Source organism: Ruegeria sp. AL1, assembly GCF_056540905.1.
This window is the reverse complement of record NZ_JBQFXP010000001.1, coordinates 112,020-130,928: the sequence shown is the minus strand read 5'-3', so window position 1 is coordinate 130,928 and position 18,909 is coordinate 112,020. Positions and strand designations below refer to the sequence as shown.

22 protein-coding genes are annotated in these 18,909 nt (G+C 58.8%); 4 read left to right on the top strand and 18 right to left on the bottom strand.

The window, feature by feature from the left end:
- Window positions 1-31 precede the first annotated feature (31 nt).
- Together ACRZ9X_RS00635 and ACRZ9X_RS00630 are read right to left on the bottom strand one after the other, a co-directional pair.
- Complete coding sequence (locus ACRZ9X_RS00635) at window positions 32-703, bottom strand: helix-turn-helix transcriptional regulator (protein ID WP_480515181.1); 672 nt, start codon at window positions 701-703, stop codon at window positions 32-34.
- A 21-nt stretch (window positions 704-724) separates the two neighbouring features.
- The gene (locus ACRZ9X_RS00630; protein WP_480515180.1) at window positions 725-1,030 is read right to left on the bottom strand and encodes a hypothetical protein; all 306 of its coding nucleotides are present in this window, start codon (window positions 1,028-1,030) and stop codon (window positions 725-727) included.
- A gap of 219 nt (window positions 1,031-1,249) precedes the next feature.
- On the opposite strand from ACRZ9X_RS00630, the gene ACRZ9X_RS00625 reads away from it, so the two are divergent.
- From ACRZ9X_RS00625 to ACRZ9X_RS00610, 4 genes are all read left to right on the top strand, one after another.
- Entirely contained in the window at window positions 1,250-1,465 is a 216-nt protein-coding gene (locus tag ACRZ9X_RS00625; protein ID WP_117868756.1) for a twin-arginine translocase TatA/TatE family subunit, read from the top strand.
- Between the two features lie 6 nt (window positions 1,466-1,471).
- Window positions 1,472-1,930, top strand: a complete 459-nt coding sequence (gene tatB / locus ACRZ9X_RS00620) for a Sec-independent protein translocase protein TatB (protein ID WP_480515178.1) — start codon at window positions 1,472-1,474, stop codon at window positions 1,928-1,930.
- The gene (tatC, locus tag ACRZ9X_RS00615; protein WP_480515177.1) at window positions 1,927-2,802 is read left to right on the top strand and encodes a twin-arginine translocase subunit TatC; all 876 of its coding nucleotides are present in this window, start codon (window positions 1,927-1,929) and stop codon (window positions 2,800-2,802) included. Before tatB ends, tatC begins: the two co-directional genes overlap by 4 nt.
- A gap of 119 nt (window positions 2,803-2,921) precedes the next feature.
- Window positions 2,922-3,764: an ATP-binding protein gene (locus ACRZ9X_RS00610; RefSeq protein WP_480515175.1), complete on the top strand. Its 843-nt coding sequence runs from the start codon at window positions 2,922-2,924 to the stop codon at window positions 3,762-3,764.
- Between the two features lie 62 nt (window positions 3,765-3,826).
- On the opposite strand, the gene ACRZ9X_RS00605 is transcribed toward ACRZ9X_RS00610, so the two are convergent.
- The 16 genes from ACRZ9X_RS00605 to ACRZ9X_RS00530 all read right to left on the bottom strand — a co-directional run bounded on the left by ACRZ9X_RS00605 (window position 3,827) and on the right by ACRZ9X_RS00530 (window position 18,800).
- Window positions 3,827-4,471: an SDR family NAD(P)-dependent oxidoreductase gene (locus ACRZ9X_RS00605; protein ID WP_480515173.1), complete on the bottom strand. Its 645-nt coding sequence runs from the start codon at window positions 4,469-4,471 to the stop codon at window positions 3,827-3,829.
- A gap of 42 nt (window positions 4,472-4,513) precedes the next feature.
- Window positions 4,514-4,702 (bottom strand): hypothetical protein, encoded by a 189-nt coding sequence (locus ACRZ9X_RS00600; RefSeq protein WP_480515171.1) that lies wholly within the window; start codon window positions 4,700-4,702, stop codon window positions 4,514-4,516.
- A 339-nt stretch (window positions 4,703-5,041) separates the two neighbouring features.
- Window positions 5,042-6,565, bottom strand: coding sequence for an amidophosphoribosyltransferase (purF, locus tag ACRZ9X_RS00595; RefSeq protein WP_480515170.1), 1,524 nt, complete (start codon window positions 6,563-6,565; stop codon window positions 5,042-5,044).
- Window positions 6,566-6,607: 42 nt separating this feature from the next.
- On the bottom strand, window positions 6,608-6,748 hold the full coding sequence (locus ACRZ9X_RS00590; RefSeq protein WP_480515168.1) for a hypothetical protein: 141 nt from the start codon (window positions 6,746-6,748) through the stop codon (window positions 6,608-6,610).
- 464 nt (window positions 6,749-7,212) lie between these two features.
- The gene (locus tag ACRZ9X_RS00585) at window positions 7,213-7,779 is read right to left on the bottom strand and encodes a CvpA family protein (protein ID WP_480515166.1); all 567 of its coding nucleotides are present in this window, start codon (window positions 7,777-7,779) and stop codon (window positions 7,213-7,215) included.
- Window positions 7,780-7,816: 37 nt separating this feature from the next.
- Window positions 7,817-9,181, bottom strand: coding sequence for a DNA repair protein RadA (radA, locus tag ACRZ9X_RS00580; protein WP_480515164.1), 1,365 nt, complete (start codon window positions 9,179-9,181; stop codon window positions 7,817-7,819).
- Window positions 9,182-9,301: 120 nt separating this feature from the next.
- Window positions 9,302-10,084: a DNA repair protein gene (locus ACRZ9X_RS00575; RefSeq protein WP_480515162.1), complete on the bottom strand. Its 783-nt coding sequence runs from the start codon at window positions 10,082-10,084 to the stop codon at window positions 9,302-9,304.
- A gap of 148 nt (window positions 10,085-10,232) precedes the next feature.
- The gene (locus ACRZ9X_RS00570; RefSeq protein ID WP_480515160.1) at window positions 10,233-10,685 is read right to left on the bottom strand and encodes a paraquat-inducible protein A; all 453 of its coding nucleotides are present in this window, start codon (window positions 10,683-10,685) and stop codon (window positions 10,233-10,235) included.
- Window positions 10,686-11,129, bottom strand: coding sequence for a hypothetical protein (locus ACRZ9X_RS00565; RefSeq protein ID WP_480515158.1), 444 nt, complete (start codon window positions 11,127-11,129; stop codon window positions 10,686-10,688).
- Window positions 11,130-11,137: 8 nt separating this feature from the next.
- On the bottom strand, window positions 11,138-11,884 hold the full coding sequence (locus ACRZ9X_RS00560) for an ABC transporter ATP-binding protein (protein ID WP_480515157.1): 747 nt from the start codon (window positions 11,882-11,884) through the stop codon (window positions 11,138-11,140).
- On the bottom strand, window positions 11,881-12,663 hold the full coding sequence (locus tag ACRZ9X_RS00555; protein ID WP_480515155.1) for an MlaE family ABC transporter permease: 783 nt from the start codon (window positions 12,661-12,663) through the stop codon (window positions 11,881-11,883). Before ACRZ9X_RS00555 ends, ACRZ9X_RS00560 begins: the two co-directional genes overlap by 4 nt.
- Window positions 12,660-13,694, bottom strand: a complete 1,035-nt coding sequence (gene alr / locus ACRZ9X_RS00550; protein ID WP_480515153.1) for an alanine racemase — start codon at window positions 13,692-13,694, stop codon at window positions 12,660-12,662. The genes ACRZ9X_RS00555 and alr overlap by 4 nt, the downstream gene beginning before the upstream one ends.
- Before the next feature lie 193 nt (window positions 13,695-13,887).
- Entirely contained in the window at window positions 13,888-14,964 is a 1,077-nt protein-coding gene (locus ACRZ9X_RS00545; RefSeq protein ID WP_480515151.1) for a Hint domain-containing protein, read from the bottom strand.
- A 102-nt stretch (window positions 14,965-15,066) separates the two neighbouring features.
- Window positions 15,067-16,557 (bottom strand): replicative DNA helicase, encoded by a 1,491-nt coding sequence (locus ACRZ9X_RS00540; RefSeq protein ID WP_480515149.1) that lies wholly within the window; start codon window positions 16,555-16,557, stop codon window positions 15,067-15,069.
- A gap of 258 nt (window positions 16,558-16,815) precedes the next feature.
- Window positions 16,816-17,493: an orotate phosphoribosyltransferase gene (locus ACRZ9X_RS00535; protein WP_480515147.1), complete on the bottom strand. Its 678-nt coding sequence runs from the start codon at window positions 17,491-17,493 to the stop codon at window positions 16,816-16,818.
- Window positions 17,494-17,618: 125 nt separating this feature from the next.
- Complete coding sequence (locus tag ACRZ9X_RS00530; protein WP_480515145.1) at window positions 17,619-18,800, bottom strand: ammonium transporter; 1,182 nt, start codon at window positions 18,798-18,800, stop codon at window positions 17,619-17,621.
- Between the last annotated feature and the right edge of the window lie 109 nt (window positions 18,801-18,909).

The following is an 18,909-nucleotide window of genomic DNA, read 5'->3' as shown; positions in this document are numbered from 1 at the left end:
GGCGGGAGTATTTTGGAAAAGATGAAGCGGGTCAGCCGTTTGGGGTATAATCGCTGAGGCGTTTGCCGGGTTCATCGGCGAAAATCTCGGGTATGGGTGAGAGCGCTTCGATCAGGTCGATGCGAAACACGCGGAAACCTGCGCGCAATTCGCACCAGGCGGTGAGCGTCCAGACCCGGCCCCAGTATTCCATATGCAATGGACGGATGATGCGTTCGGTCAGGGTGCCGTCGATCCGCCGGTAGCTGAGCTGCAATTTCTGGCGGGATTTGATGGCGGCGCGGATCGGGGCCATATAGGCCAGTCCGCGGGCAGCATCGGCAAAGGGGTAGACGGCGAATTTCCAGGTGTCAGCTTCGGAAATGACCTGTGTCGGCAAGACCGCGTCGATCTTGTCAGCCAGGGATTGGGCGGCGGATTTGAGCTCGGGGTCGGCGGCCTCGGCCACGATAGCCATGCCGAGGTTCAGGGCTTCGAGTTCGGTCGGCGTCAGGTTCAGCGGGGGCAGGGTGATCTGTTCGCGCACCATATAGCCCACGCCGCGTTCCCCTTCGACCGGGACGCCTGAGGCGACCAGCGTATCCATGTCGCGATAAATGGTGCGGACCGACACTTCGAGCCGATCCGCAATGTCCTGCGCGCGGTGCAGTTTGCCGTCACGCAGGATCTGGATGATGTCGAACAGGCGGTCAGTGCGGCGCATGACACGCCGCCTGATCCGCGTTTAGGCGATCATATTCCATAGTACGGTCTCATGGCGCATCTGCGCGCTTTCGGGGTTGATCGCGGCCATCAGGGCGGGCGCGAAATCCTGCTGCATGAAGGCTGCGGCGGCTTCTTCTGCGGATTTCATGTCGGTCCAGATGACATAATCCGTCCAGCGGCCATCCGCGCCTTGGCTCAGTTGACGATGGGCGAAACCGGGCGCGGCGCGGACGAAGGCTTCGGTCGTTTGGCTGAGTTGCACGAACTCTTCGGGCATTACGCCATTCGCCAGGGTGAACGTGACGATTTCTGCGACATGGGTCATCTGAGTCTCCGTTGATCAGGGTTTGATGCCCTGTTCCTAGCGGTTCCCAACTGACATAAACCTGTCAGTTGAGAAAAGCGAGTCCTCAAAAATTGCGGGTTTGGCCGGAATTTGATGGTGGATTTGATCTGTCTCACTTTCTCCGGGCGCCGTCCGGGCGTAGACACGGGGCCAGATCATATTTCCGGCGCGTGGCGCCGACGCAGAAGGAGACAAGACATGCTTAACAATATCGGCCTTCCCGGCCTGCTGCTGATCGCTGTTGTGGTACTGGTGCTGTTCGGCCGCGGCAAGATCAGTTCGCTCATGGGCGAAGTGGGTAAGGGCATCACCGCATTCAAGAAGGGCGTCAAAGACGGATCGGAAGAGCTGGAACAGGACGCATCGGAGCTGGCCAAGGACGTCACGCCCGAGACCGAGAAAGACAAGGTCTGAACATAGATGTTTGATCTGGGCTGGACCGAGCTTCTGGTCATCGGAATCGTTGCATTGATTGTGGTGGGTCCAAAAGACCTGCCCGTGTTGTTTCGCAATGTCGGGCGTTTTGTCGGCAAGGCCCGCGGCATGGCGCGCGAATTCAGCAGCGCCATGAATGAAGCTGCCGATCAGGCGGGTGTGAACGAGATCAAGAAAGGTCTGAACGCTGCGACCAACCCTGTCAGCACGGCTATGGAAGGTGTGAACGAGGCCGCGCGCGATGTGGCCAAGTCGCTTGATCCGACCAAGTTTGATCCGGATAGCGAAACCGGAAAGCTGGCTGCGGAACGCGCCGAGCAAGCCAAGAAGATACAAGCCACGACGGCGCGGGCCGCCGCCGAGCGCAAGGCCAAGGAAGCAGCCGAGGCCTTGACCAAAGCGGAAGAGGCCGAAGCGGCGTTGAACACTGAAAGCAAGACATGACCAAAACGGACGAGATCGAGGATTCCTCGGCCCCTTTGATCGAGCATCTGGCGGAACTGCGGTCCCGGTTGATTCACTGCGTCGTGGCGTTTCTGATCGGAATGATCATCTGTTTTTCGGTGGCCACGCCGCTGTTCAACTTTCTGACCCAACCGCTATGCGAAGTTCTTACAGAGCGTGGCCAGGATTGCGGTTTGATCTTCATCTCGCCGCAAGAGGGCTTCTTTGTCGCGATCAAGGTTTCTCTGTTGGGTGGCTTCATTCTGGCCTTTCCCTATATCGGGATGCAAATGTGGCGCTTTGTTGCGCCGGGCCTGTATAAGTCCGAGAAGAATGCATTCCTGCCGTTCATGCTGGCCTCGCCCTTCATGTTTCTTCTGGGGGCGAGCTTTGCCTTCTACGTGGTCACGCCGCTGGCTTATGATTTCTTTCTGGGCTTCCAGCAATTCGGAGCCGAAGGAGAGGCCGTAACCGACGGCACCGCTGCCGCGCCGCTGAGCGTGGTGTTTCAGGGCTCGGCACAGGAATATCTGAATCTGACGATCAAGTTCATTGTCGCCTTTGGCTTGTGTTTTCAGCTGCCGGTGCTGCTGACCCTGATGGGTAAAGCGGGGTTGGTCAGCGCGCAGGGTCTGGGCGAAGTTCGCAAATACGCGGTGATTGGCATCCTGGTGCTCGCCGCCATCGTCACCCCGCCGGATGTGATCACGCAGATCATCCTGTTTGTGGTGGTCTACGGCCTTTACGAAGTGTCCATCTTCCTCGTCGCCCGGGTCGAGAAAAAGCGCGAGGAACAACTCCGCGCCGACGGCTATTACGATGATGAAGCCGAAGCCGATGCCGAGATGATGCAGGAAGAAGACGGAAAGTAATCCAGCCCGGCTGAAACGAAAAGGCGTGCCCGGGATCGGGCGCGCCTTTTTCGTGCCGCGCCCTTGTTGAGACTGCGGGAAAATGGTTTGAAAAGCGCATGTGCAGACCGGAGGCAAATATGAATGAAGAGGCCCTGAACCGTATCGCCGACGCGCTCGAACGGATCGCACCCGCGCCTCTGGCGACCCCGGATTTCAATGTAGCGCCGGCATTTGTCTGGCATGTCGACCCGGACCGGCTGGAGCCGGTGACGCAGGTCAATCGTGTCGATCTGGACCTGTTGGTGGGGATCAACCGGTCCCGGGACACGCTGCTGGACAATACGCGACGCTTCGCGTCGGGCTACAAGGCCAACAACGCGTTGCTTTGGGGGGCACGGGGCATGGGCAAATCCAGCCTCGTCAAGGCCGTGCACGGGACTCTGTATTCGGATTATCCCGATCTGAAGCTTGTTGAATTGCAACGCGAGGATATGGGTTCGGTCGCGCGACTGCTCAACCACCTGCGCGCCGCGCCGCATCGGTTTATCCTGTTTTGCGATGACCTGTCGTTCAGCCACGATGACCAGCATTACAAGTCGCTCAAGGCGGTTCTGGACGGCGGCATCGAAGGCCGCCCCGAAAACGTCGTGTTCTACGCCACCTCGAACCGCCGTCATCTGATGCCCCGGGACATGATCGAAAACGAACGCTCCAGCGCCATCAACCCGTCCGAAGCGGTCGAGGAAAAAGTCTCACTGTCGGACCGGTTCGGCCTGTGGTTGGGCTTCCATCCCTGCGATCAGGATGAATACCTGGCGATGATCGATCGCTATTGCGCTGCCTACAAAGTCTCGGTGGACCCCGACATCTTGCGGGCCGAGGCTATCGAATGGCAAGCCACTCGCGGCGCACGTTCGGGACGGGTTGCGTGGCAGTTCGTCGTCGATCTGGCCGGGCGCAACGGCACCCATATCGCCTGATCGGCCCGCTTCATCTTTTCCAAAATACTCCCGCCGGAGGCCTGGCCCGGTAAGGGCCAGTCTTACAGCAGGGCCAAAATCCGGATGGCTTCATCCGTCGGGCTGGTCAACACATCCCGATCCTCGCCGGGGTGAAACCGGGCGCGTACCGCAGTGGGCATCGGCGCGGGCTCAACAATCGAGACCCGGGGCCCGGTTCGTTCGGTTTCAACAGCCCAACTGCGGGCCAAAGCCATCTGTGCCCCCTTGGTGGCACCATAGATGCCATAGAACTTCTCGCCGGCTTTCGGATCGTCGAAAAACACTGCGTGGCCGGTTTCTCCCAGCAAGGGCGCGACATAGGGAATCAGAATCGAGGTCGCTGTGGCATTGGTGCTTACCGCCTTCGCCCATTCCTTGGGATCAATGAAATGCGTGGGTGTCAGGGCCGAGGTGTGAATGGCGGTATGCAGCCACAAATCAACCTTGCCCCATCGGTCGTGAATCCCGCGGCACAAGGTGGCCATGGCGTTCGGATCGGCAATATCCATCGGGGCCAGTGTGGCAGCGCCCCCTTTGGCCTGAATGCGATCGTCCAGCTCCTCCAGCCCACCTGTGGTGCGGGCGACGGCGACGATATGATACTCAGGGGCCAGCGCCTCGGCCAGTGCGGCACCCAACCCACGGGACGCCCCGGTGACAAGGGCAATTTTGGTCTGATCGGTCATGACTGCGGTTTGACCCGCCGCGCGCAAGGCGTCAAGGCAGGATTAGCTGCCGGGGATGGTGATCCGCCGGGTCTGGCCGCTTTGTCGCAGCATCACGCCCTCTGCATCGATGGCAATGACCGAGCCTGAAGACACCCGGCTGCCGGGCCCGACCTCTTTCACGCGCCCCGATGCCAGACGGATTAATGCGCGCATCTCGGTTTTGGGGCCAAAGACTCCAAGCAGAGACAATGAATTCCTCTTGAGCGCGCGCCGTTGCGTGGCCGCGCTTTCGACAGTTGCATTGGACATGATCTGTGGTCAGAGCTGAGCGCCCGACCCCTTGTAGTGAGTGGTTGGTCAGGCGCGGGGCTATCAAACGCGATCCGGAAACAAAAGCCGGTCGTCCGGTCGCGTTGGGTCATGTGCAGGACGCCCCGGCGAACTCTTTGCGATCACATCCTCTTCTCCGCGAAGTTGTGCGCGGAATTCCACCGGTTTGGTTCGGGTGCCTGTCAGGATCGCGCAGATGGTAACAATATCGCCGCGCTGAAGGTCACTTGATTCGCAGGGTCCACACAGCCTGAGCCCTTAACCTGATGCCAGCTTTGCAGCGTTCCAGGACCCTCCGGGAACCTGCATGTCCTGCCTTTTCTTGCTGACCCGGTTGCTGTTTTCCAGGCTTTCCAGATAATCCTCGCTGACGCTGCCAGTGATGTATTTCCCGTCAAAACATGAACAGTCGAAGGCTTCGATCTCGGGGTTGCCTTCCTTGGCCGCCCAGATCAGATCGTCCAGATTCTGATAGAACAGGGCATCTGCCCCCAGTTCCTGCCGAATCTCCTCGATCTCTTTGCCGTTCGCGATCAGTTCATGCTTGGTGGGCATGTCGATGCCGTAGACATTGGGATATTTCACCGGCGGCGAGGCGCTGGCGATATAAACTTTCTTGGCCCCCGCCTCGCGGCACATCTGTACGATCTTCTTGATCGTATTGCCCCGGACGATCGAGTCGTCGATCAACAGCACGTTATGCCCGTCAAATTCCAGCGGCACCGCGTTCAGTTTGCGGCGCACGGATTTCTGCCGTTCGGCCTGACCGGGCATGATGAACGTGCGCCCGACATAGCGGTTTTTGACCAGACCCTCGCGATAGGGAATGCGGGTAATCTTGGCGGCCTCAAGCGCGACGGGGCGGGCGCTGTCGGGGACGGGGATAATCCGGTCGATCTCAAGCCCGGAGTCTTCGATCTGTTTGGCCAGTGTTTGACCCATGCGCATCTGGGTCTTGTAGACCGATACACCGTCCAGCAGTGAATCCGGCCGCGCAAGATAGACATATTCGAAGATGCAAGGTGTCAGGCTGCCTTCAACGGCCTGAAACTCGTGCATCTTGCCGTCAAGGTCGATCAGGATCGCCTCGCCGGGGCGCAGGTCGCGCAGTTTCTCGAACCCGTTGATGCCAAAGGCTACATCCTCGGACGCAAACGAATAATCCGCCCCGGCACCGTCATTTTCGCGCATGGCCACGGATAACGGGCGAATGCCGAACGGATCGCGGAAGGCCAGCATCCCGACGCCTGCGATCAGGCAGATGACGGAATAGGCACCCTGCACACGTTCCATGGTCATTTTCACGCCGGCAAAGATGTTACGGATCGGGTCCGCGTTGCCATTGACCTTGATCGCATCGGCGACCTTGTCCGCCAGAACGTTCAGCAGAATCTCGGAATCGGACGTGGTGCGCAGGTGACGGCTGTATTTGCCGGTCACTTTCTCGCGCTGCTGCGCGGTGTTGGTGATATTCCCGTTGTGGACCAGATAGATGCCATAAGGCGCGTTCACAAAAAACGGCTGCGCTTCGGCAGCACTCAGCGAGCCCGCGGTGGGATAACGGACATGGCCCATGCCGACCTTGCCCAACAGGGTCTCGGCGTCCTGCGCGTTGAAGACATCCTTGACCAGACCGTTGGCCTTTTTCTCACGAAAGTATTCGCCATTATAGGTGACGATCCCCGAGGCATCCTGTCCCCGGTGCTGCAACATCAGCAGCCCGTCATAGATTTCCGCAAACACATCATGCGTTCTGCTTGCGATCCCCAAAATCCCACACATGTACGGGCTCCAATTTCTATGACGTTATGGCGGTGAGAGCGTTCAATGGAACAGACCGGACTGACAATATGTGGACACCTGAGAGGTCTGTCGCAGATCGTCCAGACGGCACAAAACCGCATGTGACAAGACAGCCAGCACAAGACACAACAGATACAGCAAGATCGGCAGCTCCGATTCCATGTCGGTTCGGCCTTCACATAATGCCTAACGCAGCGTGTGTCATCAAAGGATCACATTCTTGAGCACATGCTGATTGATTTTGGGATTTTGTGTCGCAGCAGGTGACAAACCGGAGTGCGTGTGCTGTCGTTACGTAAGTTTGTTTCCTGTTGCGTACCAGTAACCAGATTGGATGCCCCCATGTGGCAACACAAGGTCAACAAAAAGAAAGAGACACCGCATAAACGCCGATGCCACCGTTGCCGCGGGGCCGGACGTGCGCCCTGCGAGATCTGCAAAGGCAGCGGTGAGCTGATCAAGAGCCGCGATCAATATGGCAAGCCGATCTCAAGCCGGTGTGACGGTTGTTTCGGGCTGAAAAACACGCGCTGCACAGTGTGCGGCGGTGAAGGGTTCATCTGATCCCAAAAGCCGAAAAAGCCCGGCTAGACCGGGCTTTCCTGTCCATCATGTCTTTATAGGTCTTAACCTTCGGTTCCGGCGGTGCAGCTGGCAACCAGTTCTTCATATTGTGCGGTGACCCAACCCAGCGCGGCTTCGGGGTTCTGCTCTTCGATCTGACCGCTGAATTGCTCGAACACCTTGGCCGAGCGGCTTTCATCGACCAGCGTGTACGACTGACCGGTCATCACCGTGTCGTAGACAAAGAACGCGATCGCGACCAAAAGAATACCGCGCGCTATTCCAAAGAAGAACCCAAGCGCCTGATCCAGCCCGCCCAAAGCTGATCGCTGGACCAGCGAGGAAAACAGCGGAGTGAATATGCTGACCACGATCAGCGCGATGGCAAAGACTGCAGCAAAGCCGGTGATAACCGACAATTCACAACTGTCGCGCAGGAACTCTCCGACTACCGGGATTTCCTTGACCAGAGGCACAGCCTGTGGGGCAAAGATGAAGGCCAGCACAGCGGCCGCGACCCAGCCCGCGATGGCCAGAACCTCGCGCATGAAACCGCGCGAATAGGCCAGAATGCCCGACAGCACGATGATCAGGGCAACGACCCCGTCAATAATAGTAAAACCTTCCATGGCCCTCGCCTGTTTTTCTGCCCCTCGGGGCGCGACCTTAACCTGCTCCGAAGGTTTCGCCAACAAACCCCACCAAATCAGAGGGTCGGGTGAGTGTCAGACCTGCCACAGTGCCGGTTTTGCCACCCGCCGGAGCAATTGCCGCGGTGAAACCAAGTTTTTGCGCCTCTTTCAACCTGTTTTCGGTCTGCGGGGCGGGTCTAAGTGCCCCGGACAGCGAGATTTCTCCGAAAACCACGGTGTCGGCGGGCAGGGCAGTGTCTTCGCGGGCACTGAGCAGCGCTGCGGCCACGGCGAGGTCGGCGGCGGGTTCGGATACTTTCAGGCCACCGGCCACGTTCAGATACACGTCGAGCCCCGCAAAGGGTATCCCGCAACGGGCTTCAAGCACCGCGAGGATCATCGCGAGGCGTCCGTTGTCCCAGCCAACGACTGTTCGCCGCGGCTGAGAATGGGGTGACGGGGCAACGAGGGCCTGCAATTCGACCAATACCGGACGGGTGCCCTCGATACCTGCAAACACGGCTGAGCCGGGGCTGGGTGTGCCACGTTCCGACAGGAACAGGGCCGAGGGGTTGGTGACCTGCGCCAGACCCTTGCCTGTCATTTCAAACACACCGATCTCATCGGCGGGGCCAAAGCGGTTTTTGACGGCACGCAGGATGCGGAACTGATGACCGCGTTCGCCCTCGAAATAGAGCACGGTGTCAACCATGTGCTCAACCACACGAGGGCCCGCGATCTGGCCTTCCTTGGTGACATGACCGACCATGATGATCGAGACCCCGTGACGTTTGGCAAACGTGGTCAATTCATGGGCTGCGGCCCGGACCTGTGACACCGACCCCGGTGCGCTGTCCACATTGTCGGCCCACATGGTCTGGATCGAGTCGATGATCGCGAGGCCGGGTTTTTCGGCCTCAAGCGTGGTGAGGATATCGCGCAGATTGGTTTCTGCCGCCAGTTGGACCGGAGAGTTTTCCAATCCCAATCGGCGCGCGCGCATCCGCACCTGTGCGCTGGCTTCCTCGCCCGAGACATAGATGGTCTTGATGCCATTGCGGGCAAAGCGGGCGGCGGCCTGTAGCAGAAGGGTGGATTTGCCGATCCCGGGGTCTCCGCCCACCAGCAGGGCAGAGGCGGGGACGAGGCCGCCGCCCAGCACCCTGTCCAATTCCTCGACGCCGCAGAGGGTGCGGGGCGGGGGTGTTTCTTCGGTGGACAGGTCCGTGAGTGTGATGGACTGGCCCCGCTTGCCACCGAGGGATTTCTTGGCGGGCCCGGCTGAAAGCGGGACGTCCTGTGCGATCGTGTTCCATTCACCGCAGGCGTCGCAGCGACCGGACCATCGGGTATGTGAGGCGCCGCAGGCCGTGCAGGAGAAAGTGTTCGTCTTTGCCATGCGGCACTTGGTGCCTCAGGTCGGGCGGTTCTTCAAGCCCTTGCGGGCATTCATCTCCGCCGGTGGTGGCCGCCGCCTCGGGCCCTGATGGGCCCTCGTTGGCGGCGGGCGCTGGTGCGCCTATTCGGCGGCGCGAGGGGGAGACATTGCAATGACACTGTGCGTTCCGGATTCGGTGTCATCTGACGAACTTTGCAGTTGGGCCGACAGTTCAGGCAGCAGGTCGAACAGCTCGTCGCGCAGCCGGGCCAGTTGAGATTTGGCGATGGATTCCTCGATCTCGATATCGCGGGTCCATTGGCGCAGCTCGTGCTGAACGGTCTGAGCGTCCTCGATCCGGGCCTGGAACTGCTCGACCTCTTCTTGACGTTGCTTCAGGAAAGCACGCGCCCGATCGACCTTGGCGTCACCATAAGTATCCGCCAGTTCCTGACTGATCTGGCTCATTTGCGCAGCCAGTTCCAGAACCTGCGGCTCGAGCGCTTGCAGATCGGGATGATCGCGCAGAAAAGCCATACGCTCCTTGACCGCATCGAACTCGGATGACAGGGCAAAAGCCCCGCTGCGGTCGGCGGCATGGGCCAACTGGTACGCTCCGGCCACGTCCTGCATGTTCATGGTAAACTTGCGATGGGTACTCTCCAGCGCCATCATGCGTGCGTTGGACGGCAGGTAGAAGGCAAGCATAACGACCAGCGCGGTCAGTCCTGATTGAACGTAAATTCCGGCATCTATGACGCTGCCATTTGCGAACCCTGCCTGCATTGACAACCATGGCAGAACGCCGGCGGCAGCCAATGCGGTGGTCGTCACTGCGAACAAAGCCGCCGCGCAGATCAGGAAAAAGGTTAGTTTCAGAAAGATGTTCTGAAATTGCAGAGTAACTCTATGAAGGGCGGCCATGATCATCGATCTCCTTCTTCAACCGAAATAAAACCGGGTCAAAGCAGAGGACAATCAAGCACGATATGATCCGCTGCGGACCGGTGAACTACAAACACGTTGCTGCTCGAAATATCTAAATGATACTTAGAAATGCGTTTTCAATCAATTAGGTCTGAGCTTTTCGTGAACCGAATGTCATCTCTGTAATATGACCCAAGGCCAGCGAGGCCAAAATACAGCCGGTAAACAGGTAGAGACCCCATGCGGTCTCGACAGTCGCGTATGAGATGCCCTTGGCCAGCGTGATGTAAAGCGCGATGAGGAATATGTCGGCCATTGCAAGCTTGCCGAGCACATTCAGAGCGGGCTGCACGCGCGGGTCCAGCAGGTTCCATTGCACCAGCGCGGTGCCGATGGTTTTGATGTAGGGCGCGAAGAGGGCGAAGATGGTGACGATCAGCGCGAGGAAAATGTCGGATTTCCACAAGGACTGGAGCCCAGTGATGACGCTTATTTCGCTGAGGCCGAAGATCGGGAGGAGCCCTGCGCGCATCAGCGGGGCGAACCACGCGATGGGGTAGAGGATCAGGAGGGAGAGGGTGGCGAGGCGGAGGGTCATTTATCCTTGACTGATAAGATACAGAAGTAGGGCCATAGCGACACATCCGAAATCGAATTCAAGCGCACTGCCAGACCAGTGTTTTCTGAAATTACTTCGAACTTTGAAGCCGAATAGAAAAAAGGAACACCCAATCACAATGCTTGCGACTGGGTTCTGAAGCCTGTTCAACACAAACCACGCGATTACTGCCATCACACCGATCACTAGCAATGACAAAATATTCCTTAGAGGTGTGTCGGTCGTTGTTGCTTCTTCGTATCTTGTCTCCGCGCCCCATCCAAATTTTTGCTTTCGAAAGGATGCAATGGCTTGCGAATACGTTTCTCCGCTTTCGGAGACCCGTCCAAGACTGGGGAACATTCCGGACAGAACAAAACCTATTCCCGCAAAGTAGTAAAAGCCCAACTCTTTAATAATTGCTGAAAACTCTAAAACTGCCATGGTGTCCGTTACCGCACCGCCTCGATCGGCCCTTCTGCGCTCCCACTAATGAACTGCTCCACATAAGGATCACCAGACGCATCCATCTGTCCCACAGGCCCGGTCCATTGGATCACGCCTCCGTGCAGCATGGCGACGTTGTCGGCAATTGCGCGGACCGAGCTCATGTCGTGGGTGATGGTCATCGCGGTGGCACCCATCTCGGTCACGATTTCGCGGATCAGGTCGTTGATGACGCCGGACATGATGGGGTCAAGCCCCGTGGTGGGCTCGTCGAAAAAGATGATCTCGGGGTCGGCGGCGATGGCACGGGCGAGGCCGACGCGTTTTTGCATACCGCCGGACAGCTCGGCCGGGAAGCGGTCGGCAACGTCGGATTTCAGGCCAACGCGGCGCAGTTTCTCGATGGCGATTTCGCGCGCCTCTTCCGCAGGGCGTTTCAGCGAGCCGCGCAGCAGGCGGAAGGCGACGTTCTGCCAGACGGTCAGCGAGTCAAACAGCGCCGCGCCCTGAAACAGCATCCCGAACCGTGCCAGAAACGCATCCCGGTCACCTTTGCTGGCGTCTTTACCATCGACATAGATCATGCCGCTGTCGGGCTTGATCAGGCCGAGGATGCATTTCAGCGCAACCGACTTGCCCGTGCCCGACCCGCCAATGATCACCATCGAGGTGCCCTTTGCAATCTCAAGGTTCATGCCTTGCAGGACGTGGTTCTCGTCAAAGGCCTTATGTACGTTCTCCATCCGGATCATAGCGAGAAGAACACCCCTGTCAGAATGAAGTTGGCGGCCAGAATCAGGATTGCGGCGGATTCGACCGAGGATTTGGTGGCGCGCCCCACGCCCTGCGCCCCCCGGCCCGAGTCCATGCCGTAAAAGCAGCCCATGATGGCCGCGATCAGGCCAAATGCGGCGCCCTTGACCAGAGAAGAGACGATATCCCGCATTTCGAGGAAATTGACCGTGTTCAGCAGGTAGGTCGCCGGGTTGAACCCAAGGTTCTGGGTCGCCACCACATAGCCGCCTGCAATGCCGATGATGTCTCCGATCCCGACCAGCAGCGGCACGGTGATCAGCGCCGCCAGAACGCGGGGGGCGGTCAGGTATTTCATCGGATGGGTGGACAGGGTGACCAGCGCGTCGATCTGCTCGGTCACTTTCATGGTGGCAATCTCGGCGGCGATTGACGAGGTCACGCGCGCGGCGATCATCAGGCCGACCAGAACCGGACCCAGTTCACGTACCATGCCGATGGCGACGATCTGGGGCACCACGGCCTCGGCGTTGAAACGTGCGCCGCCTGCGTAGATCTGCAGCGCCAGCGCGCCGCCGGTGAAGATGGCGGTCAGGCCGACAACGGGCAAGGACAGCCAGCCGACATTCAATAGCGCAACCGCGAACTCCCGCGGATAGAAGGGCGGGCGAAAAATATGCGAAACCGCGTCCAGCGCAAACAGCGCGACGCGGCCGAACGTTGCCAGCAGGGTCAGGACGGCGCGTCCCAGCCCGCCCAGCATATCAAGAGGGTTCATTCAACGTAGCCCCGCGAAAAACGACTGCCCAAAGAGGTCAGCACCTCATACCCGATCGTGCCTGCGGCCTCGGCCAGATCGTCGACGGTCTGGTGTCCGTTGAGGATGCGCAGGCTTTCAGGATTAAAGGGTAGGTCGGTGACGTCAATGGTAATCAGGTCCATTGAGACACGTCCGACCACGGGGCAGGGCATATCCCCTGCAAATGCATCAATTCCGCCACCGATTGCGCGATGCAGGCCATCGGCATACCCCGCCGCCACGGTCGCGATGCGCGACGGGCGGCGCGCTGACCAGCTGTTGCCGTAACCGACGGTCTCACCTACGGCAACGTCACGAATCTGAATCACCGGCAGATCAACAGTGACCACGGGCCTTGCCCCGGCAAACGGCATCCCGCCATAGAGGCCAACGCCGGGACGGCAGAAATCGAAATGGTATTCCGGACCCAGCAAGGTGCCGCCGGTCGCCGCCAGTGACCGGGGAACAGTCACACCGTCAGTCATCTGCCGGAAGGTCAGCAATTGCTGACGGTTCATCGGATGCTCGGGTTCATCCGCACAGGCCAGATGGGACATGATGACGGCAGGGTTCGCCGCCAGAGCTTTGCTGCGCAATTCGGCCCAGTCTGCGGGTTCCAGGCCCAGCCGGTTCATGCCGGTGTCCAGCTGAATGCCGAACGGATGATCTGGCAATGCCTGCATGTGGCGTTGAAATTGCGGGCCCGAATTGATCAGCGGGATCAGGTTATGCGCTGTCAACAGGTCCGCGTCCTGTTCCATGTGGCCCGAGAACACAAAGATCGAGGGTTCGGGCCCGACCGCCCGGCGTACTGTCACGCCTTCCTCGGCAACCGCGACGAAAAACTTTTGCACACCTTCTTCGGCCAGCGCACGAGACACCGGTTCGGAGCCCAGCCCATAGGCGTCCGCCTTGACCACGGCGGCTGTCTCGACGTTGGTTTTGTCATCCAGCGCCTGCCAGTTTTGCGTCAGTGCGTGGAGGTTGATTGTTAGACGTGCGGTACTCATGATCCCGTTCATGCCATTGCGCCGCACAAGGTCAAGAGGAACCTTGCGTTTACCCGCAATCATATGCCGATGTTCCGGCAGATTTTGGCTGGTATGATATAAAATCAGGGCTTTCGGTGCGCGTTACCTGCTGAAAAAGCTGATCCTAATTGTGTCGAGCTGAAACATAAATCAGGTACAGAACGCGCATCGTTTACCTGTTTTGATCGAGAAGCTCTGAGTTTCGCGCAGAAGCCCGACATAACAAAGGTTTATTGTTGCTGACATGACGGGCGATCAGTTTCTTCTGACGCTTGTTGCTGGGGATGTGGCAGGACGATGGCATCGTGCTGTTCTCGGACAGATCAGGGAAAAGCGTCAGAACCTCTTGCAGCGCTTCACGCGGCAAGGTGCCCAGGGCATGCGGGCCCAGAAACAGGCTTTCACTGGGTGCGCCTTCCGCGAACAAAACGACATGAGTTTCAAAGATCAGATGGTAATACGTGATGCTGGGCAACTGGTCATCCAGACAAACACCGGGTAGGGCGGTCAGGTGGATGGCTGATATCAGGACGGTGTCTTCGCCGAACATGCGGCGCGCGATGGGCGAACTTGTCAGCATCCTGTGCTGCCGCGACACCAAAAGATCCCGGCGGGGCAGGTCCTGCCCCAGTGCTCCGGCCAGAATACGCACGGGCCGCAGTTTCGGCATCTTCATCAATTCCGATGTCCGCAGCGTCCGAGACAATACCAGCCTAAGTTCCTCATAGCGTCCGTTGTGGGTCAGTACGCGGTCGCCGGGTTGCAGGTCTTCGATGGGAACCTCGCCTTTATCGGTCATGATGCGGGTGCCGGTGGTAAAGCAGGGCGCACCGGGGTTGGGGTTTGGATCGACGAAAAAGTTCACACCGTCCCTTGAACTGAGGGACGAGGTTGAATCGTTTCCGTTCGTTCCGACCTGGGTCGATGTCAGCCCGTCTGCAGCGCCTTCGTTGGCGGTGACTTCCCGGTCGAAGGACACAAAGCTCAGCACATTGCCGTTTTCAGTCAGCGAGACAGCGCCGAATCTGTTGATGGGGGCCGTGACCACGTAATAGTCGAAATTGCCAACCGTGGTCATCGTGGCGTTGCTCAAATCCGTCGAACTGCGCAGGGATCCGTTGGTGTTATACACATCCACCGACAGGCCTGAAACATCGTCACCTGTAGGAACGCGGATTTCAATGTAGTCTTGATTGGGCTGGAAACCCGGACCATTTCGATATCTGATTTCAGAGATGATTGCGGTCAATGGATCAGGGCCTTGGCCTGTACGGGTTCATCAAATCCTAACACAGACGAGATGAACCCCCAATGAACCAATTTCAAACAATTATAGGCAGTTGCCGACCAATCAATACCCTTCGATATGACCTTCTTGCTGCCATGGCTTGACCAGATTGCCAAAGCGGGTGAACTGCGCCTCGAACGACAGCTCGACCGTGCCGATGGGGCCGTGGCGCTGCTTGCCGACGATGACCTCGGCCTTGCCATGCAGGCGCTCCATGGCCTGTTTCCACTCTTCCATCTTCTCCAGCTCGTGATCGCCGGGCTTTTCGCGCTCTTTATAGTATTCCTCGCGGAACACGAACATTACGACGTCGGCATCCTGTTCGATCGAGCCCGATTCCCGCAGGTCGGATAGCTGCGGGCGTTTGTCGTCGCGATTCTCCACCTGACGCGACAGCTGGGACAGGGCGATAACCGGGATGTTGAGTTCCTTGGCAATCGCTTTCATGCCCATCGAGATCTCGGCGATCTCGTTAACGCGATTGTCGGACATCCCCCGACACAGCTGCAGATAGTCGATGACCAGCAAGTCCAGCCCGTGCGTTCTCTTCAGCCGCCGCGCACGCGCGGCGAGCTGAGAGATCGGGAGGGCGGGGGTGTCATCTATGAATAACGGGCAGGCTTCCAATTCCTTGGCAGCGTCCACAAAACGGCGGAACTCGGCCTCGGTCATGTCACCCTGACGGATTTTGTGAGAGGAAATTTCAGAGGCTTCGGCCAGAACCCGGCCTGCCAATTGTTCGGCGCTCATTTCCAGTGAAAAGAATCCAACGACGCCGCCGTCTACTGCGCCTTCGGTTCCGTCCGACTTTTGGCCGCGCTTATAAGCCTTGGCCACGTTGAACGCCACGTTGGTTGCAAGCGAGGTTTTTCCCATCGAGGGACGGCCCGCCAGAATGATCAGATCAGACGGATGCAGGCCCCCCAATTGCTTGTCCAGGTCGGCCAGACCGGTGGAAATCCCCGCCATGCCGCCACCGCGCTGGTAGGCCTCGTTGGTGACGTTGACGGCTTCTGTGACCGCCTTGAGGAAGGATTGAAACCCCTGTTCGGTCTGGCCCTGCTCGGACAACTGATAAAGCTGCTGCTCGGCCTCGACGATTTGTTCTTTCGGCTCGCTGGAGACATCGACCCGCGCCGCCTTGTCCGAGATGTCGCGGCCCAGCCGGATCAGCTCGCGCCGGATGGCCAGGTCATAGATCATCTGGGCATAATCATGCACCGCAAAGGCGCTGATCGAAGCCCCGGCCAGTTTGACCAGATAGGCAGGACCACCCAGTTCCTTCAGGCCATCATCATCGGCCATGAAGGATTTCAGGGTTACGGGTGAGGCCAGCGCATTCTTGGCGATGCGTGCGGCCGCCACCTCGTAGATCCGTGAGTGGACCGGGTCAAAAAAGTGCTCGGCCCCGATGATCGAGGCGACACGATCATAGAGATCATTATTGGTCAGAATCGCGCCCAGAAGCTGCTGCTCGGCCTCAATCGAATGCGGCATGGTTTCGGCATTCTGAATCTGTGCCGCCGCCTGCTCGATACTGCTTATCTCGTTCATTTCGTCCCCGCTGCCCGTGCTGAGGTTCTACGCGTCCAGCCCGGTTCAAGCTATCTGCAAATGAATGGGGGTAAGTTGGGATAACCGCCCCCGGCTTCGGGATAACTGCCCATCTGAATGGGGATAACTTCCGCCTAGTTTTGCACGAGAACGGTGCCACCGCAACATTTGGTGTTGGTTTTGTGAGTTGTGACTAAATAGGCGAGTTTCGAGGCGATTCGAAAATCAACTATCCCCAAGCCTCCCACAGGCCCGAATTCAAGATTTATGCGATTCCTGCCAGCCCCGAGGGTCGTTCAGGAAGGCTTCGACACCGCTAAGGGTTTCTTCATCAAAGGCCTTTTGCGCTTTGGCCTCGGCCAGAACATCCCACCATGTGCACAGGGAATGGAGCTTTATGCCGTGGTCACCCAGCGTCTTCTCGGTTTCGGGGAAAATGCCATAGTAGAAGATCACCGCCGTATGCCCGCAGGTCGCGCCGGTTTCGCGGATCGCATCTACGAAGGACAATTTCGAGCCGCCATCGGTGGTCAGATCCTCGACCAGCAGCACCCGTTCGCCTTCGCTCATCGCGCCTTCGATACGGGCATTGCGGCCATAACCTTTGGGTTTCTTGCGCACATAGGTCATCGGCAGCGCCATGCGTTCGGCGACCATGGCGGCAAAAGGAATGCCAGCTGTCTCACCACCTGCGATATTGTCGAACGCCTCGAACCCTGCGTTACGCATCACTGTGACAGTCAGAAAGTCCATCAGGGTCGAGCGGATGCGCGGGTATGAGATCAGCTTGCGGCAGTCGATATAGGTCGGGCTGGGCAGGCCCGAGGCCAGCGTGAACGGTTCGCGTGAATTGAAATGCACGGCTTTGATCTCCAGCAGCATTCGCGCGGTCAGGCGGGCGATTTCGGTGCTGTCGGGAAAGGAACTGGGGATCATGGCGCAAACCTCTGGGCTGAAACACGTTGTGGGCTGATAGCCTGCTTGCGCCCCCAGAGTCGATAGGCCGAAACAGAAAAGCGGGCCCGCCAAGGCCCGCTTTTTGCATCAGTGCTAAAACCCGCTCAGCTGGTCATGTCATAAGCGCGTTCGCCGTGCACCGACAGGTCGAGCCCATTGGTCTCGGTCTCGGCATCGACCCGCAGCGGAGTGATCAGGGACACAAGTTTTATCAGTACAAAGGTAACAACCACAGTAAAGATACCGACGATGACCAAACCGCCCAGCTGAGCCGTCCATGCCCCCAAACCGAAAACGGCGATCATGATCGTGCCGAAGATGCCACCGACGCCGTGTACGGCAAAGACGTCCAGCGTATCGTCGATGTTGAACTTGTTGCGGATGATATTCACCGCCTCCTGACACAGCACACCGGCGACCGCGCCGATGATCAGCGCCTGAACCGGCCCGACATAGCCCGAGGCCGGGGTGATCGAGGCCAGACCGGCAATCGTACCCGTCACCAGACCCACCATCGAGGCCTTGCCATATTTGATCCGCTCATACAGCGCCCATGTCAGCGACGCGGTGGCGGCCGAGATATGTGTCACGGTCATCGCCATCGCAGCGCCTCCGTCGGCGGCCAGTTGCGAGCCGCCGTTGAAGCCGAACCAGCCGACCCACAGCATCGCAGCGCCGATCATCACAAAGCCCGGATTGTGCGGAGGCGTGGTGCGGTTGCGGCGGGGCCCAAGGGCAACGGCGATCACCAGCGCGGCCAGACCTGCGGTTTCATGCACCACGATGCCGCCCGCAAAATCGCGCACGCCGATTTCGCCCAGAATGCCGCCATCGGTCAGGATGCCTCCGCCCCAGATCCAATGCACCACAGGTGCATAGCACAGCAGCATCCACAGGGCCGAGAAGGTCAGGACAAAGCCGAAACCCACACGTTCCACATAGGCGCCGACGATCAGGGCAGGGGTGATGATGGCGAAGGTCATCTGGAACGCAAAGAACAGGACTTCGGGCAGATTGCCCGACAGGCTGTCTGCGTCGACGCCGTTCAGAAAGGCTTTGCCCAGACCGCCCCACAGGCCCGATCCACCGTCACCGAACGCGATGGAATAACCTGCGACCAGCCACAGGATGCTCATCAGACATGCGATTGAAAAGCAGTGCATGAAGACGCTCAGCACGTTTCGGGCGCGCACGAGGCCGCCATAGAACAGGGCCAGGCCCGGAAGTGTCATGAACAGGACCAGGGCGGTTGCCACTATGATCCAGGCTGTGTCGGCTCCATTCATCGGCCGGTCTCCTCTTCAACTTGCGTGGCGGGCGTTGAAGCGGAGGGCGGGCGTGGAAAAAAGAGGCAGACCCCGAAATAGTTGCCTGTTTTTGGGGCTTTTGGTGAAG